Source organism: Streptacidiphilus sp. MAP12-20, from assembly GCF_041262525.1.
Classification (GTDB): domain Bacteria; phylum Actinomycetota; class Actinomycetes; order Streptomycetales; family Streptomycetaceae; genus Streptacidiphilus.
This window is the reverse complement of record NZ_JBGCCK010000006.1, coordinates 43,904-59,516: the sequence shown is the minus strand read 5'-3', so window position 1 is coordinate 59,516 and position 15,613 is coordinate 43,904. Positions and strand designations below refer to the sequence as shown.

The 15,613-nt window shown below is 70.4% G+C and carries 18 protein-coding genes; 12 read left to right on the top strand and 6 right to left on the bottom strand.

Going from position 1 to position 15,613, the window contains the following annotated elements; genetic code table 11:
• Positions 1–180: 180 nt before the first annotated feature.
• The gene (gene mce / locus ABIA32_RS09640) at positions 181–618 is read right to left on the bottom strand and encodes a methylmalonyl-CoA epimerase (RefSeq protein ID WP_370093574.1); all 438 of its coding nucleotides are present in this window, start codon (positions 616–618) and stop codon (positions 181–183) included.
• Positions 619–842: 224 nt separating this feature from the next.
• Here mce and ABIA32_RS09635 point away from each other — a divergent pair, with 224 nt between their 5' ends.
• Both ABIA32_RS09635 and meaB read left to right on the top strand, forming a co-directional pair.
• Positions 843–2,051, top strand: a complete 1,209-nt coding sequence (locus ABIA32_RS09635) for an acetyl-CoA C-acetyltransferase (protein WP_370093573.1) — start codon at positions 843–845, stop codon at positions 2,049–2,051.
• A 156-nt stretch (positions 2,052–2,207) separates the two neighbouring features.
• Complete coding sequence (gene meaB / locus ABIA32_RS09630) at positions 2,208–3,161, top strand: methylmalonyl Co-A mutase-associated GTPase MeaB (protein ID WP_370093797.1); 954 nt, start codon at positions 2,208–2,210, stop codon at positions 3,159–3,161.
• Here meaB and ABIA32_RS09625 read toward each other — a convergent pair.
• Positions 3,151–3,426 carry a hypothetical protein gene (locus ABIA32_RS09625; RefSeq protein ID WP_370093572.1) on the bottom strand — a complete coding sequence of 92 codons (276 nt, stop codon included), beginning with the start codon at positions 3,424–3,426 and terminating at the stop codon, positions 3,151–3,153. The two genes, meaB and ABIA32_RS09625, sit on opposite strands and share 11 nt — an antisense overlap.
• A 47-nt stretch (positions 3,427–3,473) precedes the next feature.
• Complete coding sequence (locus ABIA32_RS09620) at positions 3,474–3,608, bottom strand: hypothetical protein (RefSeq protein WP_370093570.1); 135 nt, start codon at positions 3,606–3,608, stop codon at positions 3,474–3,476.
• A 121-nt stretch (positions 3,609–3,729) separates the two neighbouring features.
• Between ABIA32_RS09620 and ABIA32_RS09615 the strand changes: the two genes are divergently transcribed.
• Positions 3,730–4,332 carry a helix-turn-helix domain-containing protein gene (locus ABIA32_RS09615; protein ID WP_370093568.1) on the top strand — a complete coding sequence of 201 codons (603 nt, stop codon included), beginning with the start codon at positions 3,730–3,732 and terminating at the stop codon, positions 4,330–4,332.
• Positions 4,329–5,285 carry an MBL fold metallo-hydrolase gene (locus tag ABIA32_RS09610; protein ID WP_370093567.1) on the top strand — a complete coding sequence of 319 codons (957 nt, stop codon included), beginning with the start codon at positions 4,329–4,331 and terminating at the stop codon, positions 5,283–5,285. Before ABIA32_RS09615 ends, ABIA32_RS09610 begins: the two co-directional genes overlap by 4 nt.
• Positions 5,286–5,362: 77 nt before the next feature.
• Here ABIA32_RS09610 and ABIA32_RS09605 read toward each other — a convergent pair whose 3' ends face one another.
• A complete protein-coding gene (locus ABIA32_RS09605) occupies positions 5,363–5,884 on the bottom strand; it encodes a MarR family winged helix-turn-helix transcriptional regulator (protein ID WP_370093566.1) in 522 nt (173 codons plus the stop codon).
• Between the two features lie 35 nt (positions 5,885–5,919).
• Positions 5,920–6,783 carry a DUF2127 domain-containing protein gene (locus ABIA32_RS09600; protein WP_370093565.1) on the bottom strand — a complete coding sequence of 288 codons (864 nt, stop codon included), beginning with the start codon at positions 6,781–6,783 and terminating at the stop codon, positions 5,920–5,922.
• A 104-nt stretch (positions 6,784–6,887) separates the two neighbouring features.
• Here ABIA32_RS09600 and ABIA32_RS09595 point away from each other — a divergent pair, with 104 nt between their 5' ends.
• From ABIA32_RS09595 to ABIA32_RS09580, 4 genes are all read left to right on the top strand, one after another.
• Complete coding sequence (locus tag ABIA32_RS09595; protein ID WP_370093564.1) at positions 6,888–7,196, top strand: DUF3817 domain-containing protein; 309 nt, start codon at positions 6,888–6,890, stop codon at positions 7,194–7,196.
• A 43-nt stretch (positions 7,197–7,239) separates the two neighbouring features.
• Entirely contained in the window at positions 7,240–7,800 is a 561-nt protein-coding gene (locus tag ABIA32_RS09590; protein WP_370093563.1) for a MarR family winged helix-turn-helix transcriptional regulator, read from the top strand.
• 34 nt (positions 7,801–7,834) lie between these two features.
• Positions 7,835–8,176 (top strand): DUF3817 domain-containing protein, encoded by a 342-nt coding sequence (locus ABIA32_RS09585; RefSeq protein ID WP_370093562.1) that lies wholly within the window; start codon positions 7,835–7,837, stop codon positions 8,174–8,176.
• 144 nt (positions 8,177–8,320) lie between these two features.
• Positions 8,321–10,015 (top strand): methylmalonyl-CoA mutase, encoded by a 1,695-nt coding sequence (locus ABIA32_RS09580; protein WP_370093561.1) that lies wholly within the window; start codon positions 8,321–8,323, stop codon positions 10,013–10,015.
• A gap of 343 nt (positions 10,016–10,358) precedes the next feature.
• Here ABIA32_RS09580 and ABIA32_RS09575 read toward each other — a convergent pair whose 3' ends face one another.
• Positions 10,359–10,997, bottom strand: a complete 639-nt coding sequence (locus tag ABIA32_RS09575) for a TetR/AcrR family transcriptional regulator (protein ID WP_370093560.1) — start codon at positions 10,995–10,997, stop codon at positions 10,359–10,361.
• Positions 10,998–11,301: 304 nt separating this feature from the next.
• Here ABIA32_RS09575 and ABIA32_RS09570 point away from each other — a divergent pair, with 304 nt between their 5' ends.
• The 4 genes from ABIA32_RS09570 to ABIA32_RS09555 all read left to right on the top strand — a co-directional run bounded on the left by ABIA32_RS09570 (position 11,302) and on the right by ABIA32_RS09555 (position 15,607).
• Entirely contained in the window at positions 11,302–12,282 is a 981-nt protein-coding gene (locus ABIA32_RS09570; RefSeq protein ID WP_370093558.1) for a tetratricopeptide repeat protein, read from the top strand.
• A gap of 550 nt (positions 12,283–12,832) precedes the next feature.
• Entirely contained in the window at positions 12,833–13,465 is a 633-nt protein-coding gene (locus ABIA32_RS09565; RefSeq protein WP_370093557.1) for a DUF6230 family protein, read from the top strand.
• Between the two features lie 116 nt (positions 13,466–13,581).
• Positions 13,582–14,190, top strand: a complete 609-nt coding sequence (locus tag ABIA32_RS09560) for a DUF6114 domain-containing protein (RefSeq protein WP_370093556.1) — start codon at positions 13,582–13,584, stop codon at positions 14,188–14,190.
• Complete coding sequence (locus tag ABIA32_RS09555; protein ID WP_370093555.1) at positions 14,180–15,607, top strand: hypothetical protein; 1,428 nt, start codon at positions 14,180–14,182, stop codon at positions 15,605–15,607. The genes ABIA32_RS09560 and ABIA32_RS09555 overlap by 11 nt, the downstream gene beginning before the upstream one ends.
• The last annotated feature ends 6 nt before the right edge of the window (positions 15,608–15,613 follow it).

Sequence of the window (15,613 nt, the reverse complement as noted above, 5' to 3'; positions counted from 1 at the left end):
TCCTTGATGAACCCTATGCCTTACGGAGAATGGTGGCAGATCGTGGGGAAGAGTGGGCCACGCGGTACCCCGCGCACCCCACCCGCACCCCCGGCTACCGGGCCGCGGCACCGGCGCATTTTCTCACGTCATCGCGGGTGCGTGCAGGGGGGTCGGCCGGTTTTTCTCGGCTTTCCGCCGTTACTCGTGAGTTGGCTGAGCTGCGGAGGTCACCAGCTCGGTCAGCACGCCGTGGCAGTCCTTCGGGTGCAGGAAGGTGATCCGGGAGCCCATCGAGCCGATACGCGGCTCGTCGTAGAGGACCCGCACACCCTTGCCGCGGATGTCCGCCGAGTCCGCGTCGACGTCGGCGGTGCCGAAGGCGATGTGGTGGACGCCCTCGCCGTTCTTGGCCAGCCACTTGCCGACGGCCGAGTCCTCGCGGGTCGGCTCCAGCAGTTGGAGGTAGCTGGCGCCGCCGTCGTCGGTCTCGTTGATCTTGAGCATGGCCTCGCGGACGCCCTGCTCCTCGTTGACCTCGCTGTGGAAGACCTCGAAACCGTAGGTCGCGCGGTAGAACTCGACCGTCTTGTCCAGGTCGAAGCAGGCGATGCCGATGTGGTCGATGCGCGTCAGCACGGGGAGGTCCTCCGGAGGGAATGAGGTCGGCGGGTTCTGCGCTCCAATAGAGCGCAAGTCTCGCGGAGGCGAAACCCGCGCCGACAGTGCCCGTGATCACACTCTTCGCCGGATGACGCCCTGTCGACCGGTCGATACATTGAGCGGAAAACTCCCAACTGGCACTCGGTGCCGTGGCACACCGGGCCCGCCAGTTCCTGTCGCAGCAAAGGGGCTCGACCACCATGAGCAACACGGCAAGCAGCGCCACCACGTCCGTGATCGTCGCGGGCGCCCGCACCCCGATGGGCCGCCTGCTCGGCTCGCTCAAGGGATTCTCCGGCGCCGACCTCGGCGGCCTCGCGATCAAGGCCGCGCTGGAGCGGGCCGGGGTCACCGGCGACCAGGTCCAGTACGTGATCATGGGCCAGGTGCTCCAGGCCGGTGCCGGCCAGATCCCCGCCCGCCAGGCGGCCGTCAAGGGCGGCATCCCGCTGAGCGTCCCGGCGCTCACCATCAACAAGGTCTGCCTGTCCGGCCTGGACGCGATCGCGCTGGCCGACCAGCTGATCCGCGCGGGCGAGTTCGACATCGTCGTGGCCGGCGGCCAGGAGTCGATGACCAACGCCCCGCACCTGCTGCCCAAGTCCCGCGAGGGCTTCAAGTACGGCGCGGTCGAGATGCTGGACGCGATGGCGTACGACGGCTTGACCGACGCGTTCGACAACATCCCCATGGGCGAGTCGACGGAGACCCACAACACCCGCCTCGGCATCGGCCGCGAGGAGCAGGACGCGATCGCCGCGCGCTCGCACCAGCTGGCCGCCGCCGCACAGAAGAACGGCGTCTACGAGGCCGAGATCGTCCCGGTGGAGATCCCGCAGCGCAAGGGTGAGCCGGTGGTGTTCAGCGTGGACGAAGGCGTCCGCGCGGACACGACGGTCGAGTCGCTGGCGAAGCTGCGCCCGGCGTTCAAGAAGGACGGCACGATCACGGCCGGCACCTCGTCGCAGATCTCCGACGGCGCGGCTGCGGTGGTCGTGATGAGCAAGGCCAAGGCCGAGGAGCTGGGTCTGACCTGGCTGGCCGAGATCGGCGCGCACGGCAACGTCGCGGGCCCGGACAACTCGCTGCAGTCGCAGCCGTCGAACGCGATCAAGCACGCGCTCGGCAAGGAGGGCATCGGCGTCGAGGAGCTCGACCTGGTCGAGATCAACGAGGCGTTCGCGGCGGTCGCCGTGCAGTCGGTGAAGGACCTGGGGATTTCGCTCGACAAGGTGAACGTCAACGGCGGCGCGATCGCCCTGGGTCACCCGATCGGGATGTCCGGCGCCCGCGTGGTGCTGACCCTGGCGCTGGAGCTGCGGCGTCGCGGCGGCGGGGTCGGCGCGGCCGCGCTCTGCGGTGGCGGCGGCCAGGGCGACGCGCTGATCGTCCGCGTGCCGAAGGCGTAAGCCTTTTAGGGGCGCGGGGAACTGCGCGAGAAACCACCCTGTGCGGATGGCCCTGCTCGTTGAGGACCATCTGCATGTCAGTGGCTTGTCGCGCAGTTCCCCGCGCCCCTGGATAGTGCAACTGACCCGTCCGATCCAGAGTTGGAGCTCCGCACGATGATCGACGTCCCCGCCCTGGTGGCTCAGGCACGCGAGGGGCGACCGCGTGCGGTCGCTCGGCTGATCTCCCTGGTGGAGGGCGCGTCTCCGCAGCTGCGCGAGGTGATGGCGACCCTGGCCCCGCTGACCGGCCGCGCCTACGTCGTCGGCCTCACCGGCTCGCCCGGTGTCGGCAAGTCGACCTCGACCTCGGCGCTGGTCGCCGCGTACCGGCGGCAGGGCAAGCGGGTCGGCGTGCTGGCGGTGGACCCCTCGTCCCCGTTCTCGGGTGGCGCGCTGCTCGGGGACCGGGTGCGGATGCAGGAGCACGCGACGGACCCGGAGGTCTTCATTCGCTCCATGGCCACCCGTGGTCACCTCGGCGGTCTGGCCTGGTCCGCGCCGCAGGCGATCCGGGTACTGGATGCGGCCGGGTGTGACGTGGTGCTGGTCGAGACGGTCGGCGTCGGCCAGTCCGAGGTGGAGATCGCGGCCCAGGCGGACACCACGATCGTGCTGCTCGCCCCCGGCATGGGCGACGGCATCCAGGCCGCGAAGGCGGGCATCCTGGAGATCGGCGACCTCTACGTGGTCAACAAGGCCGACCGCGACGGGGCCGACGCGACGGCCCGCGAGCTCAATCACATGCTCGGCCTCGGCGAGGCCCGCGCTGCGGGGGACTGGCGTCCCCCGATCGTGAAGACGGTGGCCGCGAAGCAGGAGGGCGTCGACGAGGTCGTCGACGCCCTGGCCAAGCACTACGCCTGGATGCAGGAGAGCGGCGAACTCGCCGCTCGGCGCGTCCGCCGCGCCGCCGCCGAGGTCGAGACGATCGCGGTCACCGCGCTCCGTGAACGCTTCGGCAACCTCCACGGCGACAAGCACCTCGACGCCCTGGCACGACGCGTCGCCGAGGGCGAGCTGGACTCCTACACCGCCGCCGACGATCTGATCTCCTCGATCACGGCATGACCACGAGCTCGGCGGCGCGCAGCTCGTCGACGAGCTCAACCGGTGCCCTGGCCGGAGAACCGGCGTCGTAGGGCGGGCTGGGGTCGTACTCGACCACCAGTTGGATCTTCTGCGCCACCCGCTTGCCCGCTACCTGTCCGGCCAGGGTCAGCGCCAGGTCGATCCCGGCGGCCGCCAGCAGCAGCGAGCCCGAACAGACCGAGGTGGTCCACTGCGTCGTGGCGTCCACCCGGCGGAGCCACTCCAGGGTCGCCGCGTCGCCCATCGCCTCACGCGTGCCGGGGCTGCCGGGGACCAGCAGCCCGGCGGTCGTCAGTCGGTACGCGCCCGGTCGGCCCCGGCGGCGGCGATCCGTCCGGCGGCGTGGAACACCTCCAGAGGGCCCGTCAGATCAAGGCTCTGGATGCCGTCGTAGAGGACGACCAGGACGTCGCGGGTCTGAAGCACCCGTTCAGCCTGACCGCTCCGACGCGTGGCAGCCATGACGAACTTCCCGCCTCTTCTGCCATTCCGCCGAGATGCCAAAGAAAGCGTTGACATCTCGAAATGCCAACGTATGCTTTGGGGTATGGAGATCAACGACCCCAAGGCGATCAGGGCGCTGGCGCATCCGCTCCGGCTCGACCTGCTCGACCTGCTGACCACCGGCGGGCCGGCCACGGCCGCCCAGTGCGGGCGGGCGCTAGGGGCCTCCCAGGCCAGCTGCTCGTTCCACCTGCGGCAGCTGGGCAAGTACGGCTTCGTCGAGGAGGCCGCTCCCGGTCCTGACCGGCGCGAACGGGTGTGGCAGATCCCGCGCTCGCAGCCGGAGCTGCGGATCACCGAGGGCGGTCCGGCCGGCGAGGTGGTGCGTGGCGAGCTCGAACGGCTCGTCGCGCAGCGTGGACTGCGGGAGGTCCTCGACTGGATCGACCGCCGCGAGAACGAGAGCGCCGAGTGGCGTGAGCAGTCCGACCTGGTGAGCGCGATCGCGGTGCTCACCGCCGAGCAGGCCGCCGAGCTCAAGGCGCGCATGTGGGAGCTGATCCAGCCGCACCTGCTGCCCGCCGGGGCCGAGGTCCGCGAGCTGGGACCGGGGGAGCGGGCCGTCCGCTACTTCATGGCGGCCACGCCGCTGCCGCCGTCGGGCGTAGTCAGGGATTCCGAGAAGACCGGGGGAGCCGGAGCATGAACAGCACCGAGAGCGTCAACGAGATCGACTTCGTCACCGCCGCGCCCGTGGCCGGCTCGCTGGAGGTCGCGTGGATCCACGGCGCGCCCAAGCGTCTGCGGGCCGAGCAGCCGAAGATCCAGGTGCACCGCTACGACGAGCACACGGTGATCCTGCGGCAGAGCAAGGCCGTCAACTACGAGGCCCCGTTCATGTATCTGCTCTTCGGCAACGACCGCGCGCTGCTGCTCGACACCGGCGCGACCGCCGACCCGGAGCTCTTCCCGCTCCGCGCCACGGTGGACGGGCTGATCGCCGAGTGGCTGGAGCGGCACCCGCGTGAGGACTACCGGCTGGTCGTCGCGCACACCCACGGCCACGGCGACCACGTGGCCGGCGACGCCCAGTTCGCCGACCGGCCGGACACCGAGGTGGTGGCGCGCGAGGCGGAGGCGGTGCGGGAGTTCTTCGGCTTCGGCGAGGACTGGCCGACCGGAACGGTCCGCTTCGACCTGGGCGGACGGGTGCTGACGCTGATCGGCTCTCCCGGCCACCACCGCGCCTCGGTCACCGCCTACGACCCGTGGACCGGCTTCCTGCTCACCGGCGACACGGTCCTGCCGGGCCGCCTCTACGCCGAGGACTACCCGGCCTTCCTGGCCACCCTGGACCGCCTGGTCGACTTCGCCGCGGCCCACCGGGTCACCCACGTCCTCGGCTGTCACGTCGAGATGGGGCACGCCCCCGGCCACGAGTACCCGATCGGGACGCTGTACCAGCCGGACGAGCGCGCCCTGCCGTTCACGCCCGGCGAGCTGACCGTCATCCGCGACGCCGCCCGCGCCGTCGCCGACCGCCGCGGCGTGCACCGCTTCGACGACTTCGTCATCTACAACGAGCCGCGCAAGCGCGACATGATCCGCCTGCTCGTCCGCGGCAACCTCGACCAACTGCGCTACCGGCTGATCGGCTAGGGACCGCCCAGGGAGCCCGCCGCTCCGCCCCTGGGGCCAGCGACGCCGGGGGCGGGGCGGTTGCGGCGGAGCTGCGGTCAGCCCCGGCCGCGCAGTTCGCGCAGGTGCTCGGCGACGGGGGCCAGGGCCTCGTACATCGCGGCGAGCTGGTCCGCGTCGAAGCGGTCGATGAAGTGCTCGCGCACACTGCGCACATGCTGCGGGGCGATGCGGCGCATCGTCTGCCAGCCCTGCTCGGTCAGCACCGCGTAGAGGCCGCGGCGGTCGCCCGGACAGCTGTCGCGGGAGACGAGGCCGGCGGCCTCCATGCGGGTGATCTGGTGGGAGAGGCGGCTTTTCGACTGGAGGGTGGCCACCGCCAGGTCCGTCATCCGCATCCGTCGCTGCGGGGCCTCCGAAAGTTCGACCAGAATCGTATAGTCGTTGTTCGAAAGGCCGTGCGGCTGGAGCTCGCGCTCCAGCTGGTACATGAGCAGCCGGCTCACCTCGAGGTGGGCTCGCCACAGGCGCTGCTCCTCGGCGGTGAGCCATGGGGCGTCGTCCTCGTGAGCATCCTTGTGGGACTCGGCGAGGGCGGTCGGGGCGGCAGTGGTCTCCATGGGGGCGATGATACGCCGGTTAGTTGAAGATTGTACTATTCAACGATCGCCGAAGGCCCAGTCTCGGCCGCGTTCCCCTGGGGTGCCACCCGATCGAGTGGCACGGTCTGGTGGACGTTCGCCGGAGCCGACTTGAGCGAGGCCGCATGCGCCGCGGTCTCCACCTCCAGCAGCGAGGCGCCGTGCCGCTCCGCCTCGAAGGCCTTCGCCCCGCCGCGCAGGCCGAAGAGGCGCTTGGCCAGCAGGATGTAGAGGACGGCCAGCACGTTCAGCGTCAGCGTCGCGATCTTGAAGCCGCTGACCTTGTGGGTCAGCTCGTAGACCTCCAGCGGCAGGAACGCAGCTGTCGCGACCACCGTGAGGTACTCCGCCCAGCGCTTGGCCGCCCACAGGCCGAAGGCCTCGACGATCTCGATCAGCGCGTAGGCCAGCAGCGCGACCGCCGTGATCACCAGCGTGTTGTGCTTGTAGGCGAAGGTCTTCTGGATGGTGTCCACGACGGACGAGTGGTTCAGGTCGTAGTGGAAGTGGTCGGCGATCGGCTTGAACAGCGTCAGGTTGTCGTTGAAGAGCTGCTGCACCGAGGTCTGGCTGTTGCTGAACTTCCACACCGCCCAGGCCACCAGCACGATGAACACCCCGCGCACCAGCCGCTCCACCGCGAGAAAGCGCAGGATGAACAGGTCGCGCAGCGCCTTGCCGCGCGGGACGTAGGGGGCGTCCTCCGCCTTGCCGCTGCCGGACGGCTCGCCGAGAGCGAAGTCGCCGCAGCGCAGGCAGCGCCAGGCCTCGCCGACGGCGGTCCCGACGTGGAGCCGCGCGCGCAGCTCCGGCTCGGTCGGCGCGTAGGTGATGTGGCCCTTGCGGGCGCAGTGGCGGCGGTCCCAGTCCCTCTTCATGGCCCGGAGAATAGCCAAGTGCGGGGGCGAACAGGCGGTCGGTCATACTGATGCGACGAGTCGTCGCGAGATTGCGACGCTTGAGACCTTTCCGTGAGGTAGCCGTGAAGACCACCGCCGTCCACCGCCTGCGCCTGGTGTCCATGCCGGAGGGCGTCTCCTTCCTGCTGCTGCTCACCTGCTCGGTGCTGAAGCGGACGACCACGTTCAATGCCGTGATGCCGATGGGCATGCTGCACGGCATCCTCTTCATCCTCTACGCCGTCTTCGCGCTGATCGCCTGGCGCGAGCAGCGGTGGACCTTCAAGCGGTTCGCCTGGATCATGGTTCTCTCGGTGCTGCCGACCGGCGGTTTCTTCGCCGAGCGGATCCTTGGCCGCGAGGAGCGGGAGACCGCCCCCGCGATGGCGTGAGACGCCCGGTGATCAGTGGCTTAGCAAGGGGTACCGTGTCCCCGTGTCAAAGCCGCTGAGCCTCTCCTTCGATCCGATCGCCCGCGCCGACGAGCTGTGGGCGCGTCGCTGGGGCGCGGTCCCTTCGATGGCGGCGATCACCTCGGTGATGCGGGCCCACCAGATCCTGCTCGCGCAGGTCGACGCGGTCGTCAAGCCGTACAAGCTGACCTTCGCCCGCTACGAGGCCCTGGTGCTGCTCACCTTCAGCCAGGCCGGCGAGCTGCCGCTGTCCAAGATCGGCCAGCGGCTGATGGTCCACCCCACCAGCGTGACCAACACCGTCGACCGCCTGGAGGCGGCCGGCCTGGTCACCCGTCGCCCCAATCCGCTGGACGGCCGCGGCGTCCTGGCGGCGATCACCCCCAAGGGCCGTGACGTCGTCGAGCGGGCGACGCGGGACCTCATGGCGATGGACTTCGGCCTGGTCGGCTACGACGCCGAGGGCTGCAAGGAGATGTTCGAGATGCTGCGCCCGCTGCGGATAGCGGCCGGGGACTTCGAAGAGCCCGAGCCGAAGCCCGAGCAGAAGCCCGAGCCCGGAGCCGAGGCCGGGGCGGTGTGAGAGATCCACTTTTGTGGGTCTACGCTCGGTGGCTATGAACAAGTCCAACCCCCTGCTCACGGCCTACCGTGCACTGGCGTACGTGACCGGCGTGGGCCTGGTCCTGCTCTGCGTCGCCTGCGTCGCCACCTACGGCTTCGGCGCCTCCAAGACGCCGGTGATGATCATCGGCACCCTCCACGGCTGGCTCTACATGGCCTACGTCGTGGTCGCCTTCACCCTCGGCAACAAGCTCAACTGGCCGATGGGCAAGATCGCCTGGACGGTTCTGTCCGGCACGATCCCGACCGCCGTCTTCTTCGTCGAGCGCCGCGTGGTCCGCGAGATCCAGGCCGAACTCGCCGCCAAGGAGTCTGCGCCGCTCGTCAGCGCCTGAGCTGAGCTCGTTCGAGCGACTTCCGAGCGCGCCCTGGCCGAATCGACCGGGGCGCGTCTGCTTGTCGACAGATACTCGGACGTCCTAGTAAATTGAAGTAGTAGGACGTCCGAATATTTCTGCCGAGGGCGAGGGCCACCACCGATGGACGCACAGCAGACCGCAGCCGCCAGGGACCGCTGGCAGCAGCGCTACGACCGCGCCCACAAGCGCGACGCGGACTTCACCACGCTCTCCGGCGACGAGGTCGCCCCGGCCTACGGGCCCAGCGACGACCACGGCGACTATCCGGGCTTCGAGCGGATCGGCTGGCCGGGGGAGTTCCCCTACACCCGCGGCCTCTACGCCACCGGCTACCGCGGCCGCGCGTGGACGATCCGACAGTTCGCCGGCTTCGGAAACGCCGAGCAGACCAACGAGCGCTACCGGATGATCCTCGACGCCGGCGGCGGCGGGCTCTCGGTCGCCTTCGACATGCCGACGCTGATGGGTCGCGACTCCGACGACCCGCGCTCGCTGGGCGAGGTCGGCCACTGCGGCGTGGCGATCGACTCCGCCGCCGACATGGAGGTGCTGTTCCGCGGGCTGCCGCTCGCCGACGTCACCACCTCGATGACGATCTCCGGACCGGCCGTCCCGGTCTTCTGCATGTACCTCGTCGCCGCCGAGCGCCAGGGCGTCGACCCCGGCGTGCTCAACGGCACGCTGCAGACGGACATCTTCAAGGAGTACATCGCGCAGAAGGAGTGGCTCTTCTCGCCCGAGCCGCACCTGCGCCTGATCGGCGACCTGATGGAGTACTGCGCCGCCAACATCCCGGCGTACAAGCCGCTCTCGGTCTCCGGCTACCACATCCGCGAGGCCGGCTCGACGGCCGCGCAGGAGCTGGCGTTCACGCTGGCCGACGGTTTCGCCTACGTCGAGCTCGGCCTCTCGCGCGGGCTGGACGTGGACGTCTTCGCGCCCGGTCTCTCCTTCTTCTTCGACGCGCACCTCGACTTCTTCGAGGAGATCGCCAAGTTCCGCGCCGCCCGCCGGATCTGGGCCAAGCGGCTGCGCGACGTCTACGGAGCCAAGACCGAGAAGGCGCAGTGGCTGCGCTTCCACACCCAGACGGCCGGTGTCTCGCTGACCGCGCAGCAGCCGTACAACAACGTCGTCCGCACCGCGGTCGAGGCGCTCTCGGCCGTCCTGGGCGGCACCAACTCCCTGCACACCAACGCGCTGGACGAGACCCTCGCGCTGCCGAGCGAGCAGGCGGCGGAGATCGCGCTGCGGACGCAGCAGGTGCTGATGGAGGAGACCGGCGTCGCCAACGTCGCCGACCCGCTGGGCGGTTCCTGGTACGTCGAGGCGCTGACGGACCGGATCGAGGCGCAGGCGGAGGAGATCTTCCAGAAGATCCTCGACATGGGTTCGGCTGCCAAGGAGCACCCCATCGGGCCGATGACCTCCGGCATCCTGCGCGGCATCGAGAACGGCTGGTTCACCGGCGAGATCGCCGAGGCGGCCTTCCAGTACCAGGTGGCGCTGGAGAAGGGCGAGAAGCGCGTCGTCGGCGTCAACTGCCACACCGGCAGCGTCACCCCGCCGCTGGAGATTCTCCGGGTCAGCCACGAGGTCGAGCGCGAGCAGGTGCGCGAGCTCGCCGCCCGCAAGGCCGACCGCGACGAGGCGGCGGTCCAGGCCGGCCTCACCGCGATGCTGGACGCTGCGCGCACCGGCGCGAACATGGTGCCGCCGATGCTGGACGCGGTCCGCGCGGAGGCCACCCTGGGTGAGATCTGCGACGCGCTGCGCGCGGAGTGGGGCGTCTACGTGGAGCCCGCCGGCTTCTGAGCCGCCGTTCTCCTCACCGCGAACCGGGCCACGGCAGCGGGGCCGGTGCCCGGTGCCGCCACCAGCCGCGGAGCGCCAGATCGCGCGGGACAGTCCGAGTGCTTCGGCCAGGGCTGTCCCGCCGTCCTCGGTCGCCGCGTTGCGGAAGACCTCGTCCACATGCTCGAGGGTCTCGGAGAGGCGGGCCGACCGCGAACTGCCCCGCCAGGGCGCCGCGCCGGGCGTCCGGGTCGAGCGGGCCGGTGAGGAGCAGGTTGTACATCACGAGAACATCCGTTGGTCCGACGTTCCAGTCGCGTCAGGAACAGTACCAACCGGACGTGCGGCGGGGCTTGAGCGGCCGTCAGACCGTGGCGGCGCCGAGCGCGGTCAGCGGGTGGAGGAGCAGGGTGGTGAAGCGGCTGATCCATTCGGGGGTGGCCGGTTCGCCGCTGACCAGCATGCGGTGGACGACCGTGCCGGCCACCGTGTCGAAGATGATGTCGACGTCCGCCTGGGCCGCGGCCTCGCACGCGTCGGGAGGGAGTTCGCCGCGGGCCTGCGCGGCGGCGCGGCCGGCCAGGACGAGACGTTTCTGCGGATCGATGATCGCCTCGCGCACGCGCTGCCGCAGCAGCGGGTCGCGGGTCGCCTCCGCGAAGAGCGCGAGCAGCGCCGCCTGCGTCTCCGGCGCGGACAGCAGCGCGGCGAACTGGGCCACCGCGTCCTCGATGTCGGCGCGCAGGCTGCCCAGGTCCGCCATCTCCAGGCAGTCCAACTGCTCTGCCACGGCCGCGACGACGAGCTCGTTCTTCGAGGGCCAGCGCCGGTAGAGCGTCGTCTTGGCGACGCCCGCGCGAACCGCCACGTCGCCCATGGTGAGCCCGCCCCAGCCCAGTTCCGCCAGCGCCTCGCGGGTCGCCGCGAGTATCGCGCCGTCCGCGTCCGCGTTGCGTGGGCGGCCCTTGCGCGGGGCGACGCCCGCGGCTGCTGCTGCGTTCACGGCGGGCTCCTCACAGATACGGACGGCAATATGAAGACTGGGTTAACGCAGGTTACTCGCGGGTACCCGGCCTGGCAGAGAGTGCTGCGCGGAAGAGTGGCGCAGCTCACGCCTCCCTTGCTGCGCGGTCGCCCCCGCTCGATATACGCTACGACTCGTAGCGAAAGAGCGACAACCACGCTGCCGCACGGATGGGGATCCGTGCACGCTGACTTGAACGCACCCCACCCTCGCCGTCCAGCAAACCAGCCGGACTGTGAGGGTCTTGGTGCGAAGCGCCTCGCGGACGGGGGAGGATGGACCCATGCAGCCACGGAACAACATGTCCCTGCGCGGCGCGGTCGACCTCGCCGCGGTCAAGGCGGCCGCCGACGCCGCCGCCAAGGCGGAGCAGATGCGCGCCGAGCGCGCCAGAAAGGCCGAGTCGGGCGAGACGGACGCCGCGGCCGAGCCGCTGATCTTCCCCGTCACCGAGGCCGACTTCGAGGCCCAGGTCGTCCCGCTCTCCGCCGAGGTCCCGGTGCTGCTGCTGTTCTGGGCCGAGGGCTACGGCCCGGCCGAGCAGCAGGTCCCGATCATGGAGGCGCTGGCCGAGGAGTACGACGGCCGCTTCGTGCTCGCCGAGGTCGACGTCCGCACCAACCAGCGCCTCGCGCAGCAGTTGCAGCTGCGCGACCTGCCCACCGTGCTGGTCGTGGTCGCGGGCCAGCTGATCCCGCTCTTCGAGGGCCCGGCGCTGGCGGAGGAGATCCGCCCGCTGCTCGACCAGCTGATCAAGGAGGCAGCCGAGCGCTTCGGCATCGCCGGACAGCCCGGCCTGCGCAGCGGCCGCGGCGAGGCGGGCGCGTTCGACGCCGCCGTCGAGGCCCCGCAGGACCCGGCGCTCGCTCTCGCCCACGAGGCGCTGGACCGGGGCGACCTGGGCGGCGCCGTCCAGGCCTACCGCAACGTGCTCGCCGACCAGCCGGCCAACGAGGAGGCCAGGCTCGGCCTCGCCCAGGCGGAGCTGCTGCAGCGGATCGAGGGCGCCGACCCGGCCGCCGTCCGTGCCGCCGCGGCCGAACGTCCCGGCGACGCTGATGCGCAGATCGCCGCCGCGGACCTGGATCTGGTGGGCGGTCATGTCGACGACGCCTTCGGGCGCCTGGTCGACACGGTCGGCCGCACGGCGGGCGAGGAGCGCGACAAGGCGCGCACGCATCTGCTGAGCCTCTTCGAGGTCATCGGGGCAGAGGACCCGCGTGTGGTGAAGGCCCGCGGGGCGCTGGCACGCAAACTCTTCTGAAGGGTGTCATCTTTGTGAGTGTGTTGCGCCGATGTGTCGACACACCGATTGGCTTTATCAAATCTTGACATTTCGGCGAGGCGGTCACCCTGGGTGGCCGCCTTCGTCTGTTACATCCACGTTTCCTGCAGCTTGGCCCTAGCAGTCCTGTGAAGCCGGTCACGCTGAGTCAAGTGACCCCCGTTTGCGAGTCGGTTTCAGTTCATCCGCTCCTTACTCATCGGTAATGAAGTACTTGTGCAGCGGCTCCGCATGGACCACGATCAGCACGCTCGGTCCATTACCCATACCCCCGGCAGCCGGTCGGGAGCGGTCGATGGAATCCCCACCGAGCGGGGTGTCGGTCCGCCGACATCCGGAGGGCAGGGGGGTCTTCGTCCACCCAGGCGGAGCCTGTTCTCACCGCAGTCGTGCCTGCCGGCGCGACCGAGTGGTTGTCGCTCGGGGGTGCACCTGCCTCCCGAGGACGTAGTTCTTCTCCCCATCTCCGGTCGGGGGCCCCAGCGGGGCAGGCCGGGAGGTGTACGTCCGAGAAGGAGGATCTCGACCCATGTCCCAGACCTTCGGTAAGACCCGCTGGAAGCGGTTCGCCGTCGTCATGGTTCCGACTCTGGCCGCCACGGCCGCCGTCGGCATCAGCATCGCCCAGGGCGCGCTCGCCGCGTCCTTCGCCGTCTCCGGCGCGTCCTTCAAGGTCAGCGCGGGTTCGCTCGACGGCAACGGCTTCACCCAGTACGGCACCGTGGACGCGGTCGTGGACGCCAAGGGCGCCAAGACCAACCTGCCCGTCGCGGTGTCCGGCTTCACCACCGCGAACATCACCAACCTGTGCCAGTCCGTGGACGTCCCGCTCCCCTGGGGCAGCTACACCCTCCGCATCACCGCCGGTGACGCGGGTACGCCGGTCGCAGCGTCGAAGCTCTTCATCGACATGACCGACCTGAAGGCCGACTCCGCCACCTTCACCAACATCAACATCGGTGTTGCCGGCGGCGCCATCAGCAAGGGCCCGGTGGACTCCACCTCGGCCGGTCAGCCCGGCTTCGCGGGCAGCTTCGGCCAGGAGGCCGACCACGCTGTGCTGAGCAACGTCAAGCAGACGGCGTGGGCCACCTCGGCCGGCACCTTCGCGCTGTCGAACATGCACCTCAACCTCTCGTCCGGAAGCAACCCCTGCTTCTGACGCACTGAGGTTCCGGCGGGGAGGGAGCACTCTCCCTCCCCGCTCCGGGGTTTGTGCCGCGTCTCCGGCAACAACCCTCGTCTCCACCCGTCCCGTTACACCCTGGGAGCTGCCACGTGACCAGCGCGACTACGCAGGCGCAGCCCGATCCGGTCGGCGCCGCCACCAAGGCCCGCCGTTCGTTCCGCACCTGGCGCCGGACGCGCCCGTTCTGGGGCGGCCTGCTGGTCCTCCTCGCCGCGGGGCCGATCCTCTACTTCCCTTACGCCACCCTGAATGTGGGCGCGCTGCGGATCCAGATGGCGACCACGGCGGGCGCAGGCTCGGCCGTGATCGGCCTGCTGCTGATCGCCCTCGGCATCTCGTGCTGGTTCCAGCCGCTGATCCGGGTGTTCGCGGGCATCGCGTCGATCGTGCTGAGCCTGGTCTCGCTGCCGGTGTCCAACTTCGGCGGCTTCGGCATGGGCCTGTTCCTCGGCATCATCGGCGGCGCGCTGGTCTGCTCCTGGGCACCGCTCAAGGAGGAGCCGCTGGAGACGGAGGAGCAGTTCGAAGCCGCCGCCGCGCAGGTGGCCCAGTCGGTCGCCACCCGACCGGCGCACGTTCCGCCCGCGGAAGCGGACACCGAAGTGGTTCTTCCGTCACAGCAGGCCGCCGAGGCCGAGACGGCGCCGCATCCCACGGCAGCGCCGGAGCCGCAGGAGGAGAGCAAGAGTGTCGAGTGAGAACGAGCAGCCGCCGCGCCGCACCGTCGGTCGCCACGCTGCTCCCCGCGTCACCGTACGCGGTCGCATCAAGCGGCCGGTCGGTCGCGCCATCGCGCTGACGGCCATGCCGACTGCCCTGCTGATGGGCACGCTCGCGCCGAAGCTGGCCTTCGCCGCGGACGCCAAGGCGAAGGTCGCGCCGAACTCGGTTCCGGCCACGTCGGCATCGACCGGCGGCGCCTGCTCCAAGGGTGCCCCCGGTACCGGGACCGGCGCCGTCACGGCCACGCCGACGACCGGCAAGACCGGCACGGCGGGCAAGACCGGAACGGCCGGCCAGTCTGCCTCCTCCGGCTCGGGCGCGGCCGCGTCCACCTCGAACGGGTCCGGAACGCCGCTGAGCACCACGACGGTGCCGAAGCAGCGCGTCTCGGCCCCCACGACGGGCAGCGGCAGTGGCAGTGGTTCCGGTACGGGCTCGGGTTCCGGCGGTTCGGCGAGCACGCCCGCGCCGGCCCCCTCGTCCAGCCCGACCACGTCGGCTCCGACGGACCCGGTCACCGGGATCCTGAACGGCCTCGGCGGCCTGCTGGGCATCGGCAACCACGCCGTCCCCGCGGGCAAGGGCACGGTTGCCACGCCGTCCGCGTCCGCTTCCCCGTCGGCCTCCTCGACGTCGAAGTCGCACGCGACGGCTCAGCGGGTCGCCGCGGCCGCGACGCCCTCGGTCCAGCCGACCGCGACCCCGGCCCCGTCGAAGGCCGCGACCACCCCCACGGCCACCGCCACGCCGACCCCCAAGTCGACGGGCTCGGCACCGACCGGCGGGGCGGGAACGGGCAGCGGTACGGGCTCGGGCACCGGCGCGACCAACACGAACCCGAGCAAGCTCTGCGACATCAGCCACCTCGCCGCGCCGCTGGACACCTCGATCACCTCGCAGCTCGCGGCCGGCACGATGCCGGTCGAGCCGTGGACGCTCAAGTCCAGCGACCTGAAGCTGATCAACAGCGTGTTCCACGGTGTCGTCACCATCCAGATGGCGGACGGCAGCACCGAGCGGGTGCTGAAGTTCACCGCTGAGGCGGTCAACATCGGCGACCTGGACATGTCCGCCAACCAGCGCGGCCAGGAGGTCCACGTCAAGGGCGGCCCCGGCACCACGTCGACGATGCGCGGCGGCACGGTGACGATGTACGTCAAGGAGCTCAAGGGCACGCTGCTGGCCGCCGAGGGCATCCCGCTGAGCCTGCTCAACGTCAACCTGGACCTGACGCCCGACACGCTGCCGCAGTGGCTCTACAACCTCATCGGCGCGATCCCGATCCCGCTGACGCTGGAGCTGGGCAATGTGACGGCGATTCAGCAGGGCCAGTTCGGCGGAAACCTGACGATCCCGGGCATGCACCTGTACTACACCCCGCTCGGGCAGTAGCACCCG